This window comes from Actinoplanes sp. TFC3 (assembly GCF_001553785.1).
Taxonomy (GTDB): Bacteria; Actinomycetota; Actinomycetes; order Mycobacteriales; family Micromonosporaceae; genus Actinoplanes.
In genome coordinates, this window is the sequence record NZ_LOJP01000017.1 from 1 (window position 1) to 4,354 (window position 4,354).

Sequence of the window (4,354 nt, forward strand, 5' to 3'; positions counted from 1 at the left end):
GGCTCCGAGGTTGGGGACGGCGGAGGCGGGGCGGGTTTCGGGGGTGAGCTCAGACATCAGCGGCCTCCGGGGTGATCGATGCGAAGACAACGAGATCTCGGTGCGCGCGGACGTGACGGCCTCCGATGAGCGGCGGCCGGGCGGCCGGGGCCGGCCCGGTGCAGGGGTCGGCTTCGGGCAGGCGCACGAGTAGGGCCGGGATGTGCTGGTGGTAGAGCAGCCCGGCGGTGCGGGCGGCGGCGATGACGGTCGAACGGGGTGCCGGGGCTGCGATGCCCGGCCCGGCGGTGAGCAGGACGGCGAGGAACCCGCCAGGGCGGAGCAGCTCCTGCCAGGCACGCAGTGCCCGGCTCAGGTCGTGCACGTCGCTGATGTCGATGTCCAGGCGCGGCAGGGTTGCCAAGATGAGCCCGGCGTCCGCCGAGGACCGGCCGATAAGGGGCTCTGGCAATACCGGCGGGTGTTCACCCTCGGTGACGGCGATGCCGGGGTGGCGGTGCAAGTATTCGGCGGCGGCGGCCACGGTGGGGTGGCCGCCGGTGTCGAGCACGGTGTCGCCGTCGTGGGTGTAGCGGGCGATGAGGTTGGCGACGTGAGCCGGGTGGATGCCGTACCAGTCGGGCAGCGCTCGCCCGGCCGAGTCGGTAGGGCGGTAGGTGTGGGTGGGGTGCAGGAACAGTCCGACGGGTGCCCGGGTCGGGCGGTTGTCGGTGGGGTGGGTCTGCGGCATGGGTGGTGGGCCATGTCCGCCGACGAACGCTGACATATAGAGATACAGATTCCGGGCCTGTTTTCGACATCGGGCCCCGGCCTCGGCTACTCGCCAGCACCCGCAAACACCCCTGTCGAAGCACCTATAACAAGATCGACTTTGGGTTGAACACGCTGGTCAGAGCCACGCCCGCTGCGCCCTGTGCCCCTCTTCGCGCAAGTCGCGGAGGTGCCGGTGACCGCCGCCACCGCGAACAAGATCAGGCGTCCCTATAACAAGATCACGCACCGCCTATAACAAGATCACCTTCAGGTTGAAAAAGATCATCAACGCCTATAACAAGATCGACATGAGGGTTAAACAAGATCATTAAGGATCGTCGGAGTGCGCTCGCCGCCCGCTCAGGGGTTGAACACGTCTCGCCCGCCCCGCCGTCAAGGACCGTCTGAGACGCAGTCGGGCATTGATGTTCACGGCAGGTCTGCGGCCACCGAGAGCCACCGATTCGTGCTCGTGTGACAGGGGTTGAACACGCAGCCCAACCCCTAATGCGGCCCGTCTCGGCCGACGCGGAATGCGGTCGACGCGTGGCGCTGGCCCGTGCGCTAGCACGGGGGTTGAACACGTGGCGTGACCCTTGAACAAGATCCACAGTGTTCAAGATCTGTGACACCCGAGTGGCGGGATGGGAGCAGTTCCCGCCGGACGGCCCCTTTGAGGCCCCGGCATCCCACACCCACCTCTCGGGGGATTTCCCATGTCCAAGTTCAACCGTTCCGCGCTGCCCACCACCGGTGCGGACGCACCCGCTCTGGTGTTCGGTGAGCAGCCGTTCGACGTGGCCGCGACCGCATTTCGGCTGCTCACCACCGGCCACGAGCCGCTGTCTGTCGACGGTGCCGCGCTCGGCGGGGGCCTGCCCGCCCGGCGGATCGCCCTGTCGGAGCTGGCCGCGATCCTGATGCACCCGTCCTGCGGCTACACCACCAGCGACCAGGTGTGGCGACTGCTTGTCGAGCGTGCCCGCACCGACGGCCCGGCCTGGGTCGTGGGCGCGGTCGTGGTCGCCCTGCCGGGGCTGCGCCAGGCGGCGTACCGGCTGCGGCACTACTCCGGTGACGTGCAGGCCGAGCTGCTGACCGCCGTCGTCGCCGCGCTGCGCACCCTCAAGCTGAGCGGGCCGCGGGTGGCGCAAAGGCTGCTCAGCGCCACCTTCACCGCCGCCCGCGCGGCGTTGCGCGCCGAGCAGACGCGGCCGAAGACGGCGCTGTGGCTGCCGGTGACCGCACCGACGGCCGGGCACCCCGACCCGGTACTCGACCGGGCAGTCACGGCCGGGGTGATCACCGCTGACGAGGCGGAACTGATCGGCGCCACCCGGCTGGAAGGCGTGTCGGTGGCCGGCTACGCGCGCCGTCTCGGCAAGACCCCGAAGGCGGTCTACAAGGCCCGGGGCCGCGCCGCGGAGCGGCTTGTCGCGGCGATCGGCTGCGGTGACCTCACCGACGACGACGCGGACGAGATCGCCGAGGCCACCATGACCCTCGCACCCGACCCGGCGTACCGGCACTGACCTGCACCTTGACGGCCTGATGTCGAAAACAGGGCCGAAATCTGTATCTCTTAATGCGGGACTTTTCCGCACCCGGTGACCTCGTTCGACCGGCCCCGCTGACGGCGCTGACACCCCGTACCGGCCCGCCGACACCCCCTTTGAAGGAGGACGGCCACCGCGCCGGTCACGAGGTCACCACCTCTCGCACATTCGCTCGCCCGGCCCCACCTCCTAGGGGTGTGGGGCCGGGCTGCCTGGAGGTGCCCACGTCCCATGAACCGCCACCCTTTGCACCGCCCCACCCCGACCCCGCGTCGGCCGGTCACCGACCGGCGCGGCCGACGTCTGACCCGCCCCGTCCGGCTGGTCGGCACGGCGACCGCCGTCACCGCCTTGGTGGTCCTGACTTGCGCCGGAACGGCACAAGCCGCCGCCGAGCCGGGAACGGTCGTGCTCGCTGCCGCCTCGATCGATCAGGTTGTCAACAACATCCGACTCTGGTTGATGGGCATCCTCGCCGGCTGGGCCACCTTGTGCCTGACCGTCGGCTTTCTCCGCTACACCAGCGGCGAGCCCGGCGAGGTCGAACGCGGCAAGATCGCCTTCCGCAGCGCCGCGATCGGCTACGCCGGAGCTCTGCTCGCTCCGCTGATCGTCACCATCGTCGGCGGGTGGGTGGCCTGATGACCCCCACCTCCCCGTCCCGCCGCCGGGTACGGCTGCTCGTGCTCACCGTACTCAGCGTCGGCTTGACCGCCGGTCCCGCCCTCGCGGGACCGGCGTGGGCCGACCCGTCCCCGGTCCCCGTCCCCGCGCCGGGCGCACCGTCCCCGACTCTGACGCCCGCGCCGTCCCCGACTCCTGCGCCGACAACGGGTGTGCCGTCCTCGATCCCGACACCACCTGCGGGCGGGCCGACTCCGGTCGTCCCGTCGTCCCCGCCCACGCCTGCGCCGTCCCCGGGGCCGTCCCCGTCCCCGGCACCGACCGACGACGCCGAGCCGGGTCTGTTCGACATCCCCGGTCAGATCCACAAAGCGATCAACGACTTCCTGCTGTGGGTCGCGAAGACGGGGCTGCAGCCGGTGATGGACGCCCTCGGTACCACGGCGTTGTCCACCCCGGACATCACCGGCAACCCGCAAGTCAAGGCGGTCTGGACGACGAGCCTGATCGTCGCGAACGGCATCTACGTGCTGTTCGTGGTCTTCGGCGGACTGATCGTCGCGTCCCGCGAAACCCTGCAGAGCCAGTACGGGTTCAAGCAGATCGCCCCGAGGCTCGCGCTCGGCGCGGTCCTGTCCAACATCAGCGTCATCCTCTACGGCAAAGCCATCGAGGCGACCAACGCCCTGACCGCCGCCATCGCCGGACAAGGCATCGACGGGCCGAACGCGGCCAACGCCATCTTCGGCATCCTCGTTCAGCCGTTGAACGGCACGTCACCCAACATCCTGCTCGCCCTGTTGGTCATCGCCGTGGTCGTCCTCGGCCTGGTCGTGGTCATCACGTTCCTGCTGCGGGTGGCGCTGCTGGTGCTGCTGTTCGGCATCGCACCACTGGCCATGGTGTGTCACGCCCTGCCACAGACCGAGGGCATCGCCTACACCTGGTGGCGGGCCTTCGCCGCGTGCCTCGGCCTGCAGATGGTCCAAGCGGTGATCGTGGTGGCCACCGTCAAGGTGTTCCTCACCCCCTCCGGCCTCGTCCTGCTCGGAGTGCCGGCCACCACGAGTGGCCTACTCGGGGTGCTGGTCTGCGTCTCGATGCTCTGGCTTCTGATCAAAGTGCCCGGCCTGATGAAGCAGTACGTCCTCGCCCCGATGGGGATGCAAAGCCAAGGCCGGGGCCTGATCGGGCAACTCATCCAGGCGTTCGTCATGATCAAAACCCTGGGTGCAGCCGCCGGGCTTACCGGCGCGGCCAAGGCGGGCGGCCGAGCCGCCGCCGCCAGCACGGCGAAGGCGGCCACGAGGACGGCGACGAGGACCGCTCGGCCCGCCCCGGCCCCGCGCGGGCGCGTCGCACGTCCCACTACCCCGCGCCCTGCACCGCCCCGGCCGTCCCCGACCGGCCCGGTGGCGTTC

The 4,354-nt window shown here is 70.1% G+C and carries 3 protein-coding genes and 1 pseudogene; 3 read left to right on the forward strand and 1 reads right to left on the reverse strand.

Annotated features, from left to right (window positions below):
* Nucleotides 1–49: 49 nt before the first annotated feature.
* Nucleotides 50–730 (reverse strand): hypothetical protein, encoded by a 681-nt coding sequence (locus TFC3_RS34770; protein WP_067510551.1) that lies wholly within the window; start codon nucleotides 728–730, stop codon nucleotides 50–52.
* A gap of 739 nt (nucleotides 731–1,469) precedes the next feature.
* On the opposite strand from TFC3_RS34770, the gene TFC3_RS34775 reads away from it, so the two are divergent.
* From TFC3_RS34775 to TFC3_RS34785, 3 genes and pseudogenes are all read left to right on the forward strand, one after another.
* Nucleotides 1,470–2,285, forward strand: a complete 816-nt coding sequence (locus TFC3_RS34775) for a hypothetical protein (protein ID WP_067510553.1) — start codon at nucleotides 1,470–1,472, stop codon at nucleotides 2,283–2,285.
* A gap of 255 nt (nucleotides 2,286–2,540) precedes the next feature.
* Nucleotides 2,541–2,951 (forward strand): pilin, encoded by a 411-nt coding sequence (locus TFC3_RS34780; protein ID WP_067510555.1) that lies wholly within the window; start codon nucleotides 2,541–2,543, stop codon nucleotides 2,949–2,951.
* A 323-nt stretch (nucleotides 2,952–3,274) separates the two neighbouring features.
* A pseudogene (locus tag TFC3_RS34785) lies at nucleotides 3,275–4,354 on the forward strand (hypothetical protein); the annotation flags it as partial.

Bases quoted from the DNA above. Each gene is read 5' to 3' on its own strand.
- TFC3_RS34770 (WP_067510551.1), bottom strand. From the start codon at position 730: ATGCCGCAGACCCACCCCACCGACAACCGCCCGACCCGGGCACCCGTC.
- TFC3_RS34775 (WP_067510553.1), top strand. From the start codon at position 1,470: ATGTCCAAGTTCAACCGTTCCGCGCTGCCCACCACCGGTGCGGACGCA.
- TFC3_RS34780 (WP_067510555.1), top strand. From the start codon at position 2,541: ATGAACCGCCACCCTTTGCACCGCCCCACCCCGACCCCGCGTCGGCCG.